Raw genomic sequence first — 18,844 nt, forward strand, 5'->3', positions numbered from 1 at the left:
AACTCAGTCTGCTTATTTTTAATTTTTATGCAGTTTGTAAACTTAAAATAAGCAACTTAACCAAACTTACCACTCACAAAAGGATTTGTTTTCTTTTCAAATCCGACTGTCGTGTCGCTGCCATGTCCTGCCAATATTTTAGTATTATCAGGTAAGGTTAAAATATGCGTCTTAATCGACTCTATAAGTTGTTCACTGTTTCCCTTAGGAAAGTCAGTGCGCCCTACTGAGCCTTTAAAAATAACATCACCGACAATAACGCACTCGTAATCGGTTTGGTAAAACAATATATGACCGGGTGTATGCCCCGGGCAATGTTTCACTAAAAAGCTAAGTTTACCTACGCTCACGGTGTCATTATGGTTTAGCCAAATATCCGGATAAAACGGTTCAATGGCTTTAAATCCAAACATCTGTGCTTGCATAGGTAAGTTTTCAAACCAAAAGTACTCATCTTTTTGTGGACCAATAATTTGTACGTTAAATTGATTTCGTAAAATATCAGCCCCACCCACATGATCTAAATGCCCGTGCGTTAACCAAATAGCACTTAATACTAGTTTATGCTCATTAAGGGCTGCTACTATTTTATCAGTGTCGCCACCGGGGTCGATAACCACGGCGTGTTTAGTCTCGCTACACCAAATAATACGGCTGTTTTGTGCAAAGGCAGTGACAGGTATAGCTATGATTTCCATATTAAATTTCTTTACTTTTTTGATCTGGAATAACAACTTCTTCTTCGAATGACATCAATATTGGGTACTTTAGGTACGCTTGATCATAAAATGGACTTTGCTCATATAACCAGTTTAATCGTGCCTCTGCGTCACTCGCGAATGATTTATCTTTAAGTTTTTCATCAAACTTAAGCGCAAGTTTTGGGTTATCTTTTAGCATTTTGCGTGCATACGGAATTAGTGCATAGTTTTCCATGTACTCAGTACGCTGAAAAATAGTATTGAATTCCCCCCATGCAAAAAATGAATCAGGGGCTTCTGGGTGCAATAAATGGACCGCTAATTCGCCCGCTTTTTGTTGGGTATTTACTTGGTACCAACCATCTAAATCTACATTTATAGCAGGGATGTAATCAAAACTTGCTGATACTCTAAAACGGCCTTCAAATGGTGCTTTATCAAACGTGTAGTCTGCCACCTTTGCTACTTTTAAAGGCTGTGTGTTTGCCCCTTCAAGTTTATTAATAGAGACACCATGTAACTTTAGTTTCTTAATTATATTGCGATATACAGGCGGAATAAAAAAAGCTTTAGGTACTTCAACTGTATGTTGTACATCTTTTTGCCAATAAATAGGTAAGTCAGTATATGTATGTGCTTTACCCAAATACTTCACTTCATTTTGACCCGATAGTGAATTCATGCTTGATGAATATTCAATGCCTTTAAACTGTGCAATCGTATCTGCTTGTTTGGCATAGCCACGCTTTACAATTAATTGTTTAGGAACAAATTCTTGTTCTTTTTTAACTGCATTAGCTAACTCATGGCTGTGCTTTGATAGCGCAGTAATAGCACCATCTAAAAAGACATAAGTTCCCAAAACACGTTGCTTGTAAGGCTTCAATGAATGATTTTCGACTAAAATAGTTGGTAAAGACTTTAAATCCCCCCAACCATTTGAAAAACGTGGCGTAGCAACCCAGCCCGCTAACCCTTTTTTAAAGTCACGTTTATCCATAACAAAAACAAGTGGTCCAGGCGTGTGTCCTTGCTTTGCTAGCGTATCGTCAATGAGAGGTTTAAAAAACTGGTTTAATGCATCTGATACCGCAGGTGATTCGCTCGAAAATACCGGATTGTAACCATAAGTCACATCGTATTGGTAATCTGCGCCGTCGGTTACGTGGACATCAATGTATAAGTTTGGGTTGTAGTCATTAATAACCTTTAAAACACTTCTCACTTCTGGTGTATCTAATTTAGTAAAATCGCGATTTAAATTAAGGTTATTAGCATTTGTTCTAAAGCCCATTTTTGCAGGGCCTCGTTGATTAATGCGATTGAATGCACTGCTACGTTCATGGCCATCTACATTTAAAATAGGAATAAATAATATGTTTACCTTTTTTAAAATGTCACGGCGCTTACCCGTCGCTATATCTCTGAGTAACATAAACATGGCATCTTTACCGTCTATTTCACCGGAATGTATTCCTGCCTGGATAAAAATAGTTGGCTTAGTGCTATTAGCCATTTGCCTTGCTTCAAAAAAGCCTTGTTCACTGGCAATTAGCATTTTTATTGCGCGTTTACTATTACTATAGCCAATAGTTTGAGATTGAAACTGAGTAGGGTTTGCAGCAACTAACCTATCTACAAATGCCATTGTATTTGCATAATCGGGCGACGCTTCACCTGCAGATAACTCAAAGTCAGTTGTTAACGGCCCTTGTTTTTGTAAAAGCTCTACGCTTTTCCCCTGCCACTCAATGAGTGGAGGTAAGTGTGCGTCATACGCCACACTTGCAGATAAAATTAGTAAACTTGCAAACATAAAATTCTCTAACAAACGCCTTAATTATATAAATTATATCAACTAAATTTTTTATAATGAGGAAACTGCGGTGATTCAACAAAAAAATACAGCCAAATACATTTCACTCATTTACACCTGTGTTTTTAGGCTTTATAAACTTATTAGTATTATACCAATCCGCAATAATACTTAATCATTTTGCGGGGCTAAACATGTCGCTACCTGCGTTAAAAAACTCTCATTTACGACTGCATGGATGCACAAGGTAGTGCAATGCAGGAGCAATTGCCGAGAACAACTAAATAGCGAATTTTTTGCCTAGCTATTAACACGTTTTTTCGTCCTCAAAATAGAGCCTTTAATTAAGCGAATTGGTATTACTCATTAGTTTAAGTTACTAAATTACAGGCACAAAAAAAGGAGCCATAGGCTCCTTTTTAATACTTATATAAAAAAGCTTAAGCGGCTAGGCCTTCTTTTGCTTTTTCTACAAGCGCTGCGAATGCAACTTGGTCATAAACAGCGATATCTGCAAGGATCTTACGATCGATTTCTACAGAAGTCTTTTTAAGACCATTGATAAAACGGCTGTAAGACAGACCATTTTGACGTGAAGCAGCATTGATACGTGCAATCCATAATTGACGGAAAGTACGTTTCTTCGCACGACGGTCACGGTAAGCGTATTGACCCGCTTTAGTAACAGCCTGGAAAGCTACGCGGTAAACACGTGAACGTGCTCCGTAGTAACCTTTTGCTTGTTTTAAAACTTTTTTGTGACGTGCACGTGCGACAACGCCGCGTTTAACTCTTGCCATTTCTAAAAACCCCTATTAAGCGAACGGTAACATACGTGAAACTAGACCATGGTCATTTTTATGAACCATCATCTTAGGACGTAGGTGTAACTTACGCTTAGAAGTTTTCTTAGTCAGAATATGACGAAGATGCGCTTGTTTACGCTTGAAACCGCCAGAAGCAGTCTTTTTGAAACGCTTAGCAGCGCCACTGTGACTTTTTAGCTTATAAGCCATTGCAATAACTCCAATTGTATTGCTTTTAAATTAGTAAGCAGGCGTGAGATATATTTCTATAGCTCCACTTTTAGGCCTAACTTACTGCCATGTTCCGGTGAAGACCCAACATAAATGCCGCAATCTTACTTTAAGACCGGTTAACTCAGGTGAATATTCGCATATTGCTTGCAGACCTGAGCTAATTTCGGTGCGTATTATCGCTTAAAAATTATTTTTTAGCAACAGGCGCCATCATCATAACCATTTGGCGGCCTTCAACACGATTTGGGAAAGACTCAACTACTGCAAGCTCTTCTAAATCGGCTTTGATACGGTTTAATAATTCTATACCAATTTCTTGGTGAGCCATTTCACGACCACGGAAGCGGATAGTAATCTTAGCTTTATCGCCCGCTTCTAAGAACTTACGTAAGTTGCGAAGCTTAACCTGATAATCACCTTCATCCGTACCAGGACGGAATTTGATTTCTTTTATCTGGATTTGCTTTTGCTTCTTCTTCTGCTCTTTTAGTTCTTTGCTTTTTTCAAAGATGAACTTACCGTAGTCCATGATTCTACAAACAGGCGGCTCAGCGTTTGGACTGATCTCAACAAGATCAACACCCGCTGCATCGGCCATAGTTTGCGCGTCTTGTAATGACTGAATTCCAGCTTGTTCGCCTTCAATGTCAATTAAACGAACTTCTTGCGCTGTAATTTCTTCGTTAATACGATTTTTTTGAGCTGTTTGTTGCCCTTTCTTGCCGCCTCTAATAGTACGTTCCTCCAAGAATATCAATAATATAAGCGTGTAAATGGCTGTTTGTTAATGCCTTACACGCTCGATTTTTACTGTCGATTTTTAATTTCTTCGCTAATTTTAGCTACAAAATCATCAACATTAAATTTGCCAAGGTCTTCACCTGTGCGAGTACGCACTGCTACTTCTTGCTGTTCAACTTCTTTATCGCCAACAACAAGTAAATATGGAATACGCTTCAGTGTATGCTCACGGATTTTAAAGCCAATCTTCTCATTTCTCAAGTCAGCAGCGGCTCTAATTCCAAGTTTATTTAATTTTTGTACAACTTCTTTAACATATGGAGCCTGTTTATCGGTAATATTCATAATTACCACTTGCTTTGGTGCAAGCCACGTCGGGAATAAACCAGCGTACTCTTCAGTTAAAATGCCAATAAAGCGTTCAATAGAACCTAAAATAGCACGATGTATCATTACAGGTGTACGACGTTCGTTGTTTTCTGCTACATAAGTAGCGCCTAAACGACCCGGTAATGCAAAGTCTAATTGCACTGTACCACACTGCCACGCTCTGTCTAAACAATCGTACAAAGTAAATTCAATCTTCGGACCATAAAACGCGCCTTCGCCCGGAAGATAATCAAATTCGATATCATTTAGTTTAAGCGCATCAGCTAAAGCAAGCTCAGCTTTATCCCAAATTTCATCATCGCCAATACGTTGCTCAGGGCGAGTTGAAAGCTTAACTACGATCTTTTCAAAACCGAACGTCTCATATGTATCGTAAACCATCTTAATACACGCTGAAACTTCGTCCATTACTTGTTCTTCAGTACAGAAGACATGAGCGTCATCTTGTGTAAAACCACGTACACGCATTAAGCCATGTAATGCTCCAGATGGTTCATTTCGGTGACAACAACCAAATTCAGCCATACGAAGTGGTAAATCACGGTACGATTTTAAACCTTGATTAAAGATTTGCACGTGACCAGGACAGTTCATTGGTTTGATAGCGTATTCACGCTTTTCAGACTCAGTGGTAAACATTGCCTCTGAGTATTTTTCCCAGTGACCTGATTTTTCCCAAAGCGAGCGGTCCATCATCATTGGACCTTTTACTTCTTCGTACTCATATTCGCGTAATTTTTCACGTACAAACTCTTCAAGCTCGCGGTAAATGCTCCAACCATCGTTGTGCCAAAATACCATGCCTGGCGCTTCTTCTTGCCAATGCCATAAATCAAGCGCTTTACCAATACGACGGTGATCGCGTTTTTCAGCTTCTTCAAGGCGTTTTAAATACGCTTTAAGTTGCTTTTTATCGCCCCACGCGGTGCCATAAATGCGTTGTAGCATTTTGTTTTCTGAATCACCACGCCAATATGCACCTGCAACTTTCATTATTTTGAAGTTTTGGCAAAATTTCATGTTAGGAACGTGAGGTCCACGACACATGTCTACATATTCTTCGTGATGATATAACCCTGGGCGGTCATCTTTAGCGATGTTTTCGTCCAGAATTTCTATTTTGTATGTTTCGCCACGCGCTTCAAATGTATCGCGTGCTTCTTGCCAGCTTACTGTTTTTTTCACTACGTCGTAGTTGGTTTTTGCAAGTTGCAACATGCGCTTTTCAATTGCTTCAAGATCATCTTGTGATAATGAATGATCCATATCGATATCGTAGTAAAAACCGTTATCAATGGTAGGACCAATTGCCATTTTTGCGTCTGGAAAAAGTTGCTTAACTGCATGACCGATTAAGTGAGCACAAGAGTGACGAATGATTTCAAGGCCATCATCGTCTTTAGCGGTAATGATCTCAAGGCGAGAGTCTTCACTAATTAGGTCACATGCATCAACACGATCGCCATTAACACGACCGGCAATGGTTGCCTTAGCAAGACCAGGGCCTATATCGTTTGCTACATCAAGTGTGCTTACAGGGTTTTCAAAACTACGTTGACTTCCGTCTGGAAGAGTAATAACTGGCATTATAAATCCTTGCTACAGTGGTGACACCTACAATGTATCACGTGTATTTTAAATAAATTAAATGAGAATAAGTCGACAACGCTTTTACGAATAAGCATTGACTAATAAATGTAGATGAGGGTCTATACAACTACAACGATATATTGTCGCGTGCCGCGCATTTAATTACAAGTTTAAAGGGGTGAAATCCACTCGTTTTATCCATAAAATGTAGCTTTTAAAGCAAAAAAATCATTTTATTCAAATATAAAAGCACCAATGCATTAATTACTCGCCAACAACTATACCCACACTCGCATTTTAATGTACGTTGCGTATAATACTGCGTAATTAAGTTATTTTAGAGAATAGACATGAGAACATGTGGTGTAGAAATTACCGGTAGTGATGTACTACTTTGTATTTTAAGTAAAGATAATGACGTATTTGATATTCGCGATGTGCGCCAAACACGCTTTACCTTAGGTAACGGTAACGACACTGAAGTAATGCGTAAATTTCAATTCGATTTTGCAAAACTAATGCAAGATTACCAAATTGATTCTGTTGCAATTCGTGAGCGTCAACCTAAAGGTAAATTTGCTGGCAGCGCAAAAGGCTTTAAAATGGAAACCGCTATTCAGCTAATTGAAAATTTAGATGTTCATGTGTTCTCAACCACCGAGATTAAAGAGCAAGTTAAGCGTAACCCTATCCCAATTGCTTTTGAAGAAACCGGCCTTAAAAAATATCAAGAAAATGCATTTGTTAATGCCTACGTATACATAATGAAAAAAACGTACCGTAGCGACGAAATGTAAACTCATTACTCATTTAAAAACGCGTACTTACATTGTAAGACGCGTTTTTTTGTGTCCAAAAAGTAGTATTAGCTTTTATTAATCTAATAATACATTAGTCTAATTCCACTTCTCTTTGTCGACAATATGTGTTTATTTTAACTTTGTAGTTTACATAACTCACACACATTTCATGGAGAGAGCAATGCACACAGACACTATTACGGTAAAAGAAGTAGAACAAATAAATCACTTACCGTTATCCCAAAGCTATTTTAAAGGTATACAAAGCACACCTTTAACAAATTCAACTATCGGCGAGTACTTTGACTTTATTGTCGACAAAAATCCAGAAGCGTTAGCTGTTGTAGTTCATCACCAAGGAATTCGATTAACGTATAAAGAATTTCAAAAAGAAGTTAATCAACTTGCTATGGGCTTACTGGCCCTTGGTGTAAAACCAGGAGAGCGAGTTGGTATTTGGTCTCCTAATAATATTGAGTGGTGTTTAACCCAATTTGCAACGGCAAAAATTGGCGCAATAATGGTTTGCATCAACCCTGCATATCGCCCTAACGAATTACAATACGCCTTAAATAGTGTTGAATGCTCTACTCTAATCACAGCATCAAACTTCAAAGGCAGTGATTATTTAGAAATGCTCAATGGTTTGGCGCCAGAACTTGCAACTTGCGATAAAGACACACTTAATTTAAAAGCACTGCCCACTCTTAAAAATATAATTCGCATTGGCGATAAAGCATCTCCTGGTATGTACTCTTTTAATGATGTTATTAACTTGCCCACAGCAGCTCATGAGCTTGAATTGAAAGCAATAGGTGCAAACTTAAATGCTGATCAAGACATCAATATACAATTTACATCAGGCACAACTGGCAACCCAAAAGGGGCAACGCTCACGCATAAAAATATTTTAAATAATGCGTTGTTCGTCGCCGAATCTATGCACTTTACGAGCGATGACAAGTTATGTATCCCTATCCCGTTATATCATTGCTTTGCAATGGTATTGGGTAGCTTATTGTGTGTTAGTAAAGGTGCAGCAGCCATTTACCCAGGTGATTCGTTCGATGCAAAAACAACACTTGATGTAGTTCAACAAGAAGGATGCACAGCGCTGCACGGTGTACCTACTATGTTTATTAGTGAGCTTGAATTAAGTAACTTTAACGATTACGACCTAAGTACTTTACGAACGGGTGTAATGGCAGGCTCTACATGCCCAGAGCAAGTAATGCGAAAAGTACAAACGCTGATGAACATGCATCAAGTACTGATTGCTTACGGGCAAACGGAGTGCAGCCCCATAAACAACATTACCGAAACAGACTCTTCAATAGAGCGGCAAGTAACGACGGTTGGCCGCGCCCTTGCCCATACAGAGGTTAAAATTATTGATGAGCAAGGTAACATTCAAAAAATTGGTCAACCTGGTGAAGTGTGTAGTAAAGGTGCTGGCATAATGCGCTGCTATTGGAATGACGAAACTAAAACAAAAGCCACAATAGATGACGAAGGTTGGCTGCACTCTGGCGATTTAGGTGTCATGGATACAGAAGGGTTTGTCACGATTGTTGGCCGCATTAAAGATATGATTATTCGCGGCGGCGAAAACATTTACCCTCGAGAAATAGAAGAAGTACTTTACACCTACCCGGGCATTCAAGATGCTGCCATATTTGGTATAACTGATGAAAAGTATGGCGAGGAAGTATGCGCTTGGATCCAGCCAAAAGAAGATGCTGTGCTTGATGAGCAAGCGATTCGTGAGTTTTTGAAAGACAAGCTAGCCTATTTTAAAATGCCACGACATATCCGTTTTGTAGAAAATTACCCAATGACGGTAACAGGTAAACTGCAAAAATTTAAAATGCGAGAACAAATGCAAGAAGAGCTAAGCGACAAGGCCTTCTCTTAATTTTTCCTCTATAGAAAGCCTGAACTCTGAATAATAAATCTATCTCAAGCAATTATTAAAAAGCACAGCCAATTGGCTGTGCTTTTTGTCTGCTGAATTTATTATAAATTCAACATTCTCTTTTTTAAACGTTCTAAATCAATCGCACTCGAGCGCACTGTTAATTTAATATGGCTGTATTCATATTCTTCTTTAACAACACTCATACTTGAGCGAATTTCGCCCACAATACCTTTGGCTGTGTACGGTATAACAATCTCTTCTTCAATCATGTCCTCTTGAGCAATACCAATAATGTATTTGTGCAATTTACTAATATCATCTGGATTACGCGTAGAGGTCATCATCGCATCAGGAAATTCATCCATTAGCGACTGCTGCTGCTCAGTACTTAATTGGTCTGACTTATTCAGTACTAATAATTTTTTACTACCTTCTACCCCAACTTCTGCCAGTACTTTATGTACTACTTCAAGCTGTGAACGAAAAGAAGGATCTGAAGCATCTACAACATATAACAATAACGACGCATCATGTGCCTCAGCGAGCGTTGAATGAAATGAAGCCACCAAATCGTGAGGTAACTTTTTAATAAAACCAACTGTATCTGATACGAGTATACGAGGCTGTGTAATCGGATACAACGCGCGAACAGTGGTATCTAGAGTAGCAAAAAGTTTGTTTTCGCCTTCTACATCACTGCCTGTAATTGCGCGCATCATTGACGACTTACCGGCATTGGTATAACCAATTAAAGCCACTGAAAATAGCTCAGAGCGCTGCGTACGTCTGTCCATCATTACATCTTGAACACTAACAAGCTCACGCTTTAACTCTGCTAATTGATCGCGCACCTTTCGGCGATTTAGCTCAAGTGTGGTTTCACCCGCACCTTTACCCATTTGGCGTTCTTTATCACCTGTTGATGTTTCACGAAGCCGTGGCGCGACATAATTAAGGCGAGCAATTTCAACTTGTAATTTTGATGTTTTAGTACGCGCATGACGACTAAATATTTCAATGATAATACCGGTGCGATCAAATACTTCTACACCCAGCTGGTTCTCAACATTACGCAGTTGAGAAGGCGTTAAATCGCAGTCAAATACCACTACATCGGCACAAGCAAAATCTAAATCGTTTGATGGGATTTCTGAGGATATTTCGGTTAAAGAGTCTTCATCAAGTAAACCATCTTCTTGCTCGTCTTCAACCACCCCTTTATTGCCGGTAAGGTGAGCTATTTCAGCTAGTTTACCTGAGCCCAGTACATTAACTTTTTGGGTAGAACTTTGCTTTTGCGATTGTGTACCTACTACTTTAAAGCCTAACGTAGTTACCAAACGAGCAAGCTCTGCAAGCGACTCTGTTGCTTCGTCGCCTTTAAATTGTGGTGTGCTAATAGAAATAAGTAACGCATTAGGAAGTGATGGTTTTGCAGTTAGTTGCATAATTTTTTATATGTTAATGCACCTAAAGTGCAAACCTAATTTTCATTCGAAAGTAACTTGATCCTACGCTGTTATGACCGAGCTTTATAGGGTTATAGTTCATTAATGGCGTTAATATTTAAAACTAACCATAATATACTCAATTTTATGGCTAGTTTTAAAGTCACATTATAGTAAAGCCTTATTGTTCAGCTTTAATATTAAACGACGCCCTGCTCAATCATTGCATCTGCAACGCGCCTAAAGCCTGCAATGTTAGCGCCTAATAAAAGGTTTCCAGGCTCACCAAATTCTGTAGCGGTGTCGTTTGCGGTAACAAATATATTTTTCATAATTTGTTTTAGCTTTTCGTCAACTTCTTCAAAGGTCCAACTTTGCATACTCGCATTTTGCGCCATTTCTAATTGGCTTGTCGCAACGCCGCCAGCATTGGCGGCCTTACCTGGCCCATACGCAATTTTTGCAGCAATAAAGCAATCAATAGCCTCTTTTGTTGAAGGCATGTTTGCGCCTTCACTTACTAATAAACAACCGCCGGATAATAATGCGTTAGCGTCTGCCTGTGTTAATTCATTTTGTGTGGCGCACGGAAAAGCAGCGGCAGCATTAAAGCGCCAAACAGCGTGCCCATCTTTAGGGTAGTCATTTACAGGAATATAAATAGCATCAGGGTGAGTTTGTTTATATATGCTCAAGCAATCACGCGATTGCTCTTTTAAATATTTAATAAGATTTAAATCTATACCCGACTCATGATACACAGTGCCACGAGAGTCGCTGCAACTTACTGGTGTTGCCCCCATTTGATAAAGCTTTTCCATGGCATAAATAGCAACATTACCTGCGCCCGAGACCAAGCAGCGCTTACCTTGTAGGCTATCGCCACGCGCTTGCAGCATGTAGTCAGCAAAATAAACAGCGCCGTATCCCGTGGCTTCTTTTCGTACAAGCGATCCCCCCCACAATAAGCTTTTACCTGTTAAAACACCTTCATAGCGCCCAGTCAAACGCTTATATTGACCAAACAAGTAACCTATTTCTCTTGCCCCTACTCCAATGTCTCCAGCGGGCACGTCGGTGGTAGGGCCAATATGGCGATAGAGCTCGTTCATAAATGATTGGCAAAAACGCATTATTTCAGCATCTGAGCGCCCTTTTGGATCAAAGTTTGCCCCGCCTTTACCACCACCGATCGGTAAACCTGTTAAAGCATTTTTAAATATTTGCTCAAACCCTAAAAATTTAATTATGCTGGCATTCACACTTGGATGAAAACGTAAGCCACCTTTATAGGGGCCAAGTGCAGAGTTAAACTCAATTCTGTAGCCTTTATTGACCTGAATATTGCCTTCGTCATCAACCCAGGGAACTCTAAACATAATTTGGCGTTCGGGCTCAACTAAGCGTTGTATAATGGCATTTTTTTTGTATTTTTCTGAGTTTTCTAAGATAGGTTCGAGTGATTCAAGTACTTCTTCAACAGCTTGATAAAACTCGCATTGTGCAGGGCTACTATTTTTTAATTGTGCGATTGTGCTATGGATATAATTCATAATTATTCTTCCGTGTTAATAATAAAAGTATTTATCAGATGTTAAAGTAAACGTGATCAAGTTTATGATTCATGCTTTAAGGTCTTAATTTAATATAATTAACTATTACCTTAGCATGAAAAACTGGGATGTTTAACGCGTGCTGCGTAAATTATTTTTGATTGGAAGTTTGATTTTTATTTATTAAAGATGAATTTAAATTCACAGATTTAAAATTAGAACAGTGCCAAGCGAATTTTTATATTTTCAAAAGGGAGTTTTAGAAGTATTAGGTTAGGTGTGGATTTGTTTAAAAATATAACAATTAATGGGCTTTATACTGCATTGCGCTCGTAAAAAACCCATTAACTAAAAGCTAATTAGCTAAATCCAGAGTTACTCAGCAGACTCTTCTGGACGGTGCTGCTTTTGTACGCCAGTTAAAAACAAGCGTAATATTTGATCGTTACAAACACGGTAATGTTTGTTATCTACTTTACGAGAAAATGCGCTTAACTCATGTTTACTTAAATCAAAATCAACAAGTGCAAGTGTTGCTATAACATCTTCTGCTTTCATATTTAAAGCAATACGTAGCTTCATAAAGATAATATTGTTGTTTAGCTTTTTCTCTGGCTCTGGTTGCTCACCTTCGCGTTTGCCACGTTGGGTATTAATAAACCCATTTAAAAAGCTAGCAAACTCAGTATCACTTATTGGGGTAAAAGCCTCTTCACCTTCTTTAGTTAACCATGCAATTACTTGCTCTTTGGTGACCGTATGCTCTGCTGATGCAAAAACATTTACCATAGCAGTATCAGTTAAGTTAAAAGTGTAGCGAATGCGGCGTAAAATATCGTTATTAGTCAAAGTAAATCCCAAAGTGAGGTATAGCAACCAAGCAGTTATTGCTTAATTTTAAATAAGCGCCTAGTTTAACAGGTTTCGTTATAGTGCCCTATTGTTTATTACTGTTAACGCTAAGGATAAACAAACCTTAATGCTAATAAAGGAAATACCAAAATAATAGAGCCAAATAACCAAATTATCATTGCTACAAAGTAGCGTTTTTTAGAATTAGCCCTAAAGGCACGTTTTACATTATTGATATAATTGCTACCGCTTCCTAAATAAAGCCCATTCAACATTGCAATCCCTAACAATAAAACAATGCCAATTAAGCACACTATCACAAGAGACACACTTGTTACGGTATCCATTAAATGCGGGAAAAATACCCCAGCTAGCATAATACAATTTAATAATAAAATAAGCGAAAAGGCAAAAACGCCATCTGCGCCACTTGCTGATTTTGAGCGTTTCTTTAGCCATTGCACATAAACAAAGTGCATTGCACTGTAACTGGCTCGCATGTTAAACCCTTTTACTAATTACCAAGCACCTTGGCAGGATCTACGCGGGTTGCTTGCCATGCAGGATAAATAGTGGCAAGTATCGCAAGCACAAACGTAACAATCACTGTAATACCAATGTCTTCAAGTACTAATTTACTTGGTAAAAACTCTATAAAATAAACGCCCTCAAGTGGGTTCGCTCCAAATAATTGGCTTATCCACGTAAAAAGCTCACTTATATTAAGCGCTAATACCACGCCAATTAGTGTCCCTAGTGCCACGCCTATGAATGCTTGCATTAAGCCTTGCATTACAAAGGTGGCTAAAATAGTACTGTCTTTCGCGCCCATGGTTTTTAAAATTGCGATATTGCCTTGTTTTTCGCGTACTTCCATCACTAAGGACGATACAATATTAAAACTAGCTACCGCTATAATTAAAAACACCACAATATAAACAATGGTACGCACCATTTGAATATCTTGATAAAGGCTGCCTTGAGTTCTAAACCAACTAGAAATATACACGTAGTCGTCAATAGTTTGCCCTACTTTTAGCGCTATTTGATGCGCCGAAAACACATCATCAACACTTAAACGCAGCCCTGTTACTTGGGTTTCATCGTAATCCAATGATTGCTGTGCTTTGTTAAGATGTATAAATGCAGCGGTACTATCAATCGGTCCGCCCATTTCTATAACACCTGCAAGGTTAAGTGTTACGCGTTTAGGCGCTAATAATGATTGACCTTTTTGACTAATTTGCGGAATAAGTAATGTAATGTTATCGCCTACTTTGGCGTCTAACTGTTTTACTATTTGTTTACCTAAAATTACATCGTCAAGGCCTAGCTGGCTGACTAATTTACCACTGGTAAACTGGTTTACCGCCGATACATTACTCTCTAGCGATGGCTCAACACCTCGAATTTCTATCGCTTTTAGCTGGCTTTTATATTGCGCCATCCCATTCACTGCAATAAATGGCGCAGCCCCTGTTACATGCGGTTGTGTTTGTAAACCCTCAACTTTTTGCGACCAATTCGCGATGGGTCTACTTGGTGCTACATATTCAACCTGCGGCACAACACTTAGCAATCTATGTACTAGTTGCTGCTCAAAACCATTAATTACCGACAGCGCTACAATTAAAACCGCGACACCTAATAAAATACCAATAGTCGACGCTTTAGCGATAAAACTAACAAAGCCGTTTTTTTCATCTTTGTGGCCTGAATAGGCTCTAAAACGTTTACTTAAAAATGCACTAAGCAACATGCTGCGACTCTTTAATAGCTAGTTTTCCATCGTCTAAATAAGCTATTTTTCCTAGCTTATCGGCAAGTTCTAAATCGTGTGTAACTACCACAAAACTGGTGTTTAAGCTTTGGTTAAGCTCATTAATTAAATCGTAAATTTTAATCGCATTTTGTTTATCTAAATTACCGGTTGGTTCATCAGCAAGCACAAGCGCAGGTTTTGTAACCAGTGCACGGGCAATAGCCACGCGTTGGCGCTCTCCACCAGAAAGCGCAGACGGTTTATGCGAGCTGCGATGTGCAAGGCCTACTTTTTCGAGCATATCGAGCGCTTGAGCTTTGGCTTCTTTTGCACTCAAGCCTTTAATTAATAATGGCATAGCCACGTTTTCGACTGCGCTAAACTCCATTAATAAGTGATGAAATTGATAGATAAAGCCCAAGTTTTGGTTTCTAAATGCGGCTTGCTCTGTTCGCGAAAGTTTTGCAACTTCTTGGTTTTTAATTTTAGCGCTACCTGAGCTTGCGGTATCTAATGTGCCAAGTATGTGTAAAAGCGTACTTTTACCAGAGCCAGAACTCCCTACAATAGCGAGCATTTCACCTTGCTGCAGCGCTAAATCAACACCTTTTAATACTTCAACTTGGTTGCTGCCATCTTGATAAACTTTACTTAAATTTTCACAACTAATTACTAAATCATTCATAACGTAATACCTCTGCTGGTTTTACTTTTGCGGCTTTACGCGCAGGATATAAGGTAGCTAAAAAGCTCATAGCAATACTGGCAAACGCTATTATTACTAAACTMAAAATATMAAATTTTACCGGAAGCTCTATACCCGCCAATAAGTTTAAGCCCACTAATGCAAGTAGCTCATTTATATATAAACTAAATATTACACCTAAAAATGCGCCTATTGCAGTACCAATTACGCCGTTATATAAGCCTTGCACCATAAACACTTTTTGCACTTGCGAAGGCGTTAAACCTAACGTTTGTAGTATGGCTACTTCACCTTGCTTTTCGCTTACCATCATGGTTAATGCCGATACAATATTAAATACAGCCACCAATACAATGAGGGCAAGCAATATAGACATAATGCGCTTTTCCATAGCAACGGCTGCAAATAGAGTACCTTGGGTACTACGCCAATCACTGTAATTGTGATCTTGTAGAATACGTTGGCTTGCTTCAATAAATTCATCTAGCTCGAAAGGTTCGTGCAATGAAACACTTAAATTTGGGGCGGTGTTTTTATCCAGCTTTAATACCCGTTGTAGCGAAGCGCCACTCGTAAACGCAAGTGCCATATCTATCTCAGATCCGGTTTCGTATATTGCGGCAACTTTAAATAAACGCTGGCTAGGTAATCGCCCAAGGGGTGTATACGTTGAAGCATTAGGCATAATAACGCGAAGCTTATCACCCACGCTAACGCCTAATTTACGGCTCAAATAACGGCTTATAGCAATGTTGTAATTTTTGTTTAATACCGCTTTCCAATCGCCTTGCACTATTTTATCGGTAATTTTATACAAAGAACCGCTATAGTTATAAAGGCCTTGCAGCAAAACGCCGTGCAAGTCTTTATTCGTTTGCAAGATAGCTTCGCCGTGGCGATACAAGCTTACATGATCAACATAAGGAGATTGTTCGAGATCGGTTTTAAGGTTGCCCATTTGGGTGGCAGTGTTTTTACCTGCGCTAACTTCAACATGCGGAATAAGTCCAAGCATATTGGTTTTTAGGCTATTTTCAAACCCGTTCATTACACTGCTTACCGTGAATAATGCCATTAAACCAATAGCGATACCGGCAATAGAAAAAAACGAAATAAACGATATAAACGCATTTCCTTTAGAGGAGCGACTATATCTAAGCCCTATAAATAAGCTAACCGGTTGAAACATATTATTTTTAACACTTATCGTAAAAGTATTGAGCAATAGTAGCACGAAAAAAGTGCCTTTGGGTATGGCGTAAAATGTAAGAAATAATTTATAAATCTGATACTTGGCTATATTTACAGCAATACATGTTTAACCATTAATTCGCGGTTAAGTTTTCAGCCCTTTAACTAAATAATCGAGCAATACCCGTACATTAGTGGCCACAAACTGCCTTGGTGGATATACGCCCCACACCCCTTCTTGCTGTGGTTGATAGGGTGTTAAAATAGGCACCAATTGCCCTGAGTTAATTTCGTTTTCAATGTAGTAGTCTGGGAGCTGCACAATACCAAGCCCCTTTTTTGCGCCATCCACCAGTGCCCAACCACTATTACACTGTAGCCGCCCTGCTATTTTAATGTGTTTATCGCGCCCATTTTCGTTTACGCGCCAGTAGCTACTATTCCCAATTAAACATTCATGGCTGTTTAGCTCACCTAAAGTATGCGGTTCACCAAATCGCGTTAAATACTGTGGTGCCGCGCACATTATAAAACGCCGAGCACTTAACCTACGTGCTTTTAAGCTCGAATCTTTTAAGTGCCCTAGCCTTATGGCTAAATCAAATCCGCCCTCTAATAAGTTTTCTTGTTCGTTACTTAGTGTGGCAACAACTTCGACCTCGGGATGATCCTTCATAAAATTATGCACTATGGGCATAATAAAGCTCTCTCCGTACATAACTGGTGCTGTGAGCTTAATTTTACCTTTAGGTGTACTTTGTTGCTGAGCAAGGCCTTGAGTTGCCTCGTCCATAGCGTGTTGTAAGTGCTTTATTTGATGTAAGTACACTTCGCCTTCTTTGGTTAAAACCACTTTACGAGTAGTACGAGTTAATAGTTGCGTATTTAAACGTTGCTCAAGCGCTGTTACATGGCGGCTAATATGCGCAACCGAAAGCCCAAGCATTTTTGCAGCCGCTGTAAAGCTTCCCTCTTCACCAACCGCTATAAACTCATCAATTCCATCCCAACGCGCCATTATTACCATACTGTAAAAGTGTTTTAATAAAATTGAGATTATCATTATTTGAGAAACAAATACAATAAGCTCATCACCCAAGCAAATTGGGTCTACAATTATTTTTTAATAGCCAGTTAAGGAAATAAAACACATGTCTGAATTTATTAAATCAAAAGCCGCCATTGCTTGGGGTCCTAATCAACCACTTAGTGTTGAAGAAGTTGATGTGATGATGCCTAAAAAAGGCGAAGTAATGGTAAAAATTACCGCTACAGGTGTGTGTCACACCGATGCATTTACATTATCAGGCCAAGATCCTGAGGGCATATTTCCTGCTATTTTAGGTCACGAAGGCGCTGGTGTTGTCTATGCAGTTGGCGAAGGCGTAACAAGTGTTGAAGTTGGGGATCATGTTATTCCTTTATACACTGCAGAATGTGGCGTATGTAAAATGTGTACTTCAGGTAAAACGAACCTGTGTTCAGCCGTGCGCGAAACACAAGGTAAAGGCCTTATGCCAGACGGCACTACACGCTTTTTTAAAGACGGCCAACCAATTTATCACTACATGGGTACGTCTACGTTTTCTGAGTACACTGTATTACCAGAAATTTCACTCGCTAAAGTAAATAAAGAAGCATCACTAGAAGAGATTTGTTTACTAGGTTGTGGTGTTACAACAGGCATGGGTGCAGTTACAAATACAGCTAAAGTAAAAGCTGGTGACACTGTTGCTATATTCGGCTTAGGCGGCATTGGTTTATCTGCGATTATTGGCGCAAAAATGGCAGGCGCAGGTCGTATTATTGGTGTTGATATAAATACCACTAAATTTGACCTTGCAACAAAACTAGGTGCAACTGATTTAATTAACCCAAAAGATTTCGACAAGCCAATTCAAGAAGTTATTGTTGAAATGACAGACGGCGGCGTCGACTACTCGTTTGAATGTATCGGTAATGTTGACGTTATGCGCTCAGCGCTTGAGTGTTGCCACAAAGGTTGGGGTGAGTCGGTAATTATTGGTGTGGCAGGTGCAGGCCAAGAAATATCAACCCGTCCGTTTCAGCTGGTAACTGGGCGTGTATGGCGTGGTAGTGCATTTGGTGGCGTTAAAGGCCGTTCACAACTTCCTGAAATTGTTGAGCGTTATATGGCTGGTGAATTTGCTCTTAGTGACTTTATTACTCACACAATGCGCCTTGAAGATATTAATGAAGCGTTTGATTTAATGCACGAAGGTAAAAGCATTCGTACAGTAATTCATTACTAATATTTGCTTAAATACGTTTAATAATAAGCCGTAATACTTTTAAGTTTACGGCTTTTAAGGATT

At 39.2% G+C, this 18,844-nt stretch carries 17 protein-coding genes; 3 read left to right on the forward strand and 14 right to left on the reverse strand.

From position 1 onward, the window contains the following. Nucleotides 1–56: 56 nt before the first annotated feature. From EU510_RS04740 to thrS, 6 genes are all read right to left on the reverse strand, one after another. Nucleotides 57–698: an MBL fold metallo-hydrolase gene (locus EU510_RS04740; protein ID WP_149592478.1), complete on the reverse strand. Its 642-nt coding sequence runs from the start codon at nucleotides 696–698 to the stop codon at nucleotides 57–59. Between the two features lies 1 nt (nucleotide 699). Beyond that, nucleotides 700–2,517: a M14 family metallopeptidase gene (locus EU510_RS04745; RefSeq protein WP_149592479.1), complete on the reverse strand. Its 1,818-nt coding sequence runs from the start codon at nucleotides 2,515–2,517 to the stop codon at nucleotides 700–702. 440 nt (nucleotides 2,518–2,957) lie between these two features. Further along, a complete protein-coding gene (gene rplT, locus EU510_RS04750; RefSeq protein WP_002960711.1) occupies nucleotides 2,958–3,317 on the reverse strand; it encodes a 50S ribosomal protein L20 in 360 nt (119 codons plus the stop codon). A 15-nt stretch (nucleotides 3,318–3,332) separates the two neighbouring features. Then, nucleotides 3,333–3,533 carry a 50S ribosomal protein L35 gene (rpmI, locus tag EU510_RS04755; protein WP_002960713.1) on the reverse strand — a complete coding sequence of 67 codons (201 nt, stop codon included), beginning with the start codon at nucleotides 3,531–3,533 and terminating at the stop codon, nucleotides 3,333–3,335. A 211-nt stretch (nucleotides 3,534–3,744) separates the two neighbouring features. Next, nucleotides 3,745–4,305 carry a translation initiation factor IF-3 gene (gene infC / locus EU510_RS04760; RefSeq protein ID WP_002960714.1) on the reverse strand — a complete coding sequence of 187 codons (561 nt, stop codon included), beginning with the start codon at nucleotides 4,303–4,305 and terminating at the stop codon, nucleotides 3,745–3,747. A 59-nt stretch (nucleotides 4,306–4,364) separates the two neighbouring features. Then, on the reverse strand, nucleotides 4,365–6,275 hold the full coding sequence (gene thrS / locus EU510_RS04765; protein ID WP_149592480.1) for a threonine--tRNA ligase: 1,911 nt from the start codon (nucleotides 6,273–6,275) through the stop codon (nucleotides 4,365–4,367). A gap of 353 nt (nucleotides 6,276–6,628) precedes the next feature. On the opposite strand from thrS, the gene EU510_RS04770 reads away from it, so the two are divergent. Together EU510_RS04770 and EU510_RS04775 are read left to right on the forward strand one after the other, a co-directional pair. After that, nucleotides 6,629–7,075, forward strand: a complete 447-nt coding sequence (locus EU510_RS04770) for a DUF3010 family protein (protein WP_149592481.1) — start codon at nucleotides 6,629–6,631, stop codon at nucleotides 7,073–7,075. A 184-nt stretch (nucleotides 7,076–7,259) separates the two neighbouring features. Next, nucleotides 7,260–8,993, forward strand: a complete 1,734-nt coding sequence (locus tag EU510_RS04775) for an AMP-binding protein (protein WP_149592482.1) — start codon at nucleotides 7,260–7,262, stop codon at nucleotides 8,991–8,993. A gap of 101 nt (nucleotides 8,994–9,094) precedes the next feature. Here the strand turns inward: EU510_RS04775 and hflX are convergent, their stop codons facing one another. The 8 genes from hflX to EU510_RS04815 all read right to left on the reverse strand — a co-directional run bounded on the left by hflX (nucleotide 9,095) and on the right by EU510_RS04815 (nucleotide 17,526). Next, entirely contained in the window at nucleotides 9,095–10,444 is a 1,350-nt protein-coding gene (gene hflX, locus EU510_RS04780; protein WP_149592483.1) for a GTPase HflX, read from the reverse strand. A 200-nt stretch (nucleotides 10,445–10,644) separates the two neighbouring features. Next, nucleotides 10,645–11,997, reverse strand: coding sequence for an NADP-specific glutamate dehydrogenase (gdhA, locus tag EU510_RS04785; protein ID WP_149592484.1), 1,353 nt, complete (start codon nucleotides 11,995–11,997; stop codon nucleotides 10,645–10,647). 375 nt (nucleotides 11,998–12,372) lie between these two features. After that, nucleotides 12,373–12,846, reverse strand: a complete 474-nt coding sequence (locus EU510_RS04790; protein ID WP_002960721.1) for a DUF1456 family protein — start codon at nucleotides 12,844–12,846, stop codon at nucleotides 12,373–12,375. Between the two features lie 110 nt (nucleotides 12,847–12,956). Beyond that, nucleotides 12,957–13,349: a hypothetical protein gene (locus tag EU510_RS04795; protein ID WP_149592485.1), complete on the reverse strand. Its 393-nt coding sequence runs from the start codon at nucleotides 13,347–13,349 to the stop codon at nucleotides 12,957–12,959. A 14-nt stretch (nucleotides 13,350–13,363) separates the two neighbouring features. Further along, complete coding sequence (locus EU510_RS04800; RefSeq protein WP_149592486.1) at nucleotides 13,364–14,608, reverse strand: lipoprotein-releasing ABC transporter permease subunit; 1,245 nt, start codon at nucleotides 14,606–14,608, stop codon at nucleotides 13,364–13,366. Then, nucleotides 14,598–15,296: a lipoprotein-releasing ABC transporter ATP-binding protein LolD gene (gene lolD, locus EU510_RS04805; protein WP_007375330.1), complete on the reverse strand. Its 699-nt coding sequence runs from the start codon at nucleotides 15,294–15,296 to the stop codon at nucleotides 14,598–14,600. Before lolD ends, EU510_RS04800 begins: the two co-directional genes overlap by 11 nt. Continuing rightward, the gene (locus EU510_RS04810; protein ID WP_149592487.1) at nucleotides 15,289–16,506 is read right to left on the reverse strand and encodes a lipoprotein-releasing ABC transporter permease subunit; all 1,218 of its coding nucleotides are present in this window, start codon (nucleotides 16,504–16,506) and stop codon (nucleotides 15,289–15,291) included. The genes lolD and EU510_RS04810 overlap by 8 nt, the downstream gene beginning before the upstream one ends. A gap of 147 nt (nucleotides 16,507–16,653) precedes the next feature. After that, the gene (locus EU510_RS04815) at nucleotides 16,654–17,526 is read right to left on the reverse strand and encodes a LysR family transcriptional regulator (RefSeq protein WP_188085399.1); all 873 of its coding nucleotides are present in this window, start codon (nucleotides 17,524–17,526) and stop codon (nucleotides 16,654–16,656) included. 133 nt (nucleotides 17,527–17,659) lie between these two features. Here EU510_RS04815 and EU510_RS04820 point away from each other — a divergent pair, with 133 nt between their 5' ends. Next, on the forward strand, nucleotides 17,660–18,781 hold the full coding sequence (locus tag EU510_RS04820; RefSeq protein WP_149592489.1) for an S-(hydroxymethyl)glutathione dehydrogenase/class III alcohol dehydrogenase: 1,122 nt from the start codon (nucleotides 17,660–17,662) through the stop codon (nucleotides 18,779–18,781). The last annotated feature ends 63 nt before the right edge of the window (nucleotides 18,782–18,844 follow it).

This window comes from Pseudoalteromonas sp. FUC4 (assembly GCF_008370255.1).
Lineage (GTDB): Bacteria > Pseudomonadota > Gammaproteobacteria > Enterobacterales > Alteromonadaceae > Pseudoalteromonas.